General features: G+C 63.3%; 2 protein-coding genes and 1 pseudogene. 1 reads left to right on the top strand and 2 read right to left on the bottom strand.

Annotated features, from left to right (window positions below):
- On the top strand, window positions 1-433 hold a 433-nt coding region (locus QT222_RS01220), incomplete at its 5' end, for a DUF7342 family protein (RefSeq protein ID WP_491476040.1).
- A 43-nt stretch (window positions 434-476) separates the two neighbouring features.
- Here QT222_RS01220 and QT222_RS01225 read toward each other — a convergent pair.
- Both QT222_RS01225 and QT222_RS01230 read right to left on the bottom strand, forming a co-directional pair.
- Window positions 477-1,298 carry an SWIM zinc finger family protein gene (locus QT222_RS01225; RefSeq protein ID WP_491476041.1) on the bottom strand — a complete coding sequence of 274 codons (822 nt, stop codon included), beginning with the start codon at window positions 1,296-1,298 and terminating at the stop codon, window positions 477-479.
- A gap of 2 nt (window positions 1,299-1,300) precedes the next feature.
- A pseudogene (locus QT222_RS01230) lies at window positions 1,301-1,504 on the bottom strand (hypothetical protein); the annotation flags it as partial.

Consider the following 1,504-nt stretch of genomic DNA (forward strand, 5'->3'; position numbering starts at 1 on the left):
AGCAGGCCGCGCCGCCTGGAGCACGACCAACGAGGAGCACCAGGCGCTCGTCGACCAGGGCCAGCTGCGCCGCGTCGAGGCCGGCGAGACGATGCGCTACCAGCCGGACTACACGCGACTGCTCTTCGAGGAAATCTGCACGCTCATCGAGGAGAACACGCGCGAGGAGTTGCGGAACGAATTGGTCGCGATAGCCGAGGAGATCGAGGAGTGGCAGGCGACCTACGACGTCGAGACATGGGAGGATTTCGAACAGTCGCTCGCCGACGGCGACCTCGCAAGTGGCGAGCTTCGCGAACGCCGCGACGTTATTGGACGTTGGGAGGAGTACCAGGAAGACCGCCGACTCATCAAGCACGCGTTGGCGCTCTACTCGGATGTCGAAGCCCCCCGCGAACAGATGATCGATGTGGCTGACCGCGACACAAACTAATTTTCGCGGTCGTCGAACCTGCGGGCGTCATAGGGCGACACAGCTATTCGTCGGACTGCTCGCCCAGCTTCTCTCGAAGCTCGACCGCGGCCTTCTCGAAATGTTCCGCGAGGAGCGGCGTTCCCGATGTCGCCCGCTCGTCGAGGAATGCGACGGCGTCAGTGATTGCATCAGCGTCCCGTTCTGCGGTCGTGACACAGTCGACATACCCGTCGAGTGCCCGACTGAACGCACGCGAGAAGTGGTCGTACGCGCCGTCGACGCGCTCCATGTTGTCGTCGAGCGACTCAACGAGTGCCCGGTAGACGGTCGCCGCCGACGCGTCCCGCTCCTGCTCGCGGTACTCGCTCGCGAGATCGAACCACTGCGTGAAGTCGATGGGCTCGAAGACGATGGGGGACTCAGGGTTCGTTTCTTCGAACCGCCGGTCGATCGCGGTGCGATGCTGGTCGACCGACTGGCTCGTCGGCTCGCCAACGCGGGCGAGAAACCGATCACGGAGATCCGTATTGGTCGCGAGTTCGTCACGCAGGAACGTGCGGAGTTGGTCGGCGTCGGCACCGTCAAGTGTGGCGTCGAGTCGATCGCCTTCGTCTGCAGGTGGGTCGTCGACACACCGAAGCAACACGGCGACGACGTGCTTGCATGCTCCCGGCCCGTCGTACGGACAGTCGCACCACGGGGCAAACCCGTTGGTGGCGAGGTCAACACGGACATCGTACTGACGGCTGCCGCTCACGACTGCGGTTACAGTGGTGTCGATGCGGTGAATCCCGTGGATACGGCCCTCCTCACGGTATCGTTCGCCGCGTTCGAAGACTGCGTCCGTGCAGATGTCCCAGACTGCGTCCTCGGTTACATCCATCCTTATGGTGGGTTTGACGCACTATTCAGCCGATCCAGTGCATCATCCTCGTACGCTGTTCGCCACATTGCATGGACGGCACGCGTCACGAGTGACACCTCGGTCACGTCGATACAGGACGGTTCGGCGTCCGTCGTCGTGGCCTCGGGCGGCGGGTGGAAATGGATCTCGGGGGAGTGTGTATTCGGGTGGCGATCGAAGCGCCA

Source organism: Haloferax sp. s1 (genome assembly GCF_058382125.1).

Coding starts and splice junctions, on each gene's coding strand:
- QT222_RS01225 (WP_491476041.1), bottom strand. CDS start 1,298: ATGGATGTAACCGAGGACGCAGTCTGGGACATCTGCACGGACGCAGTC.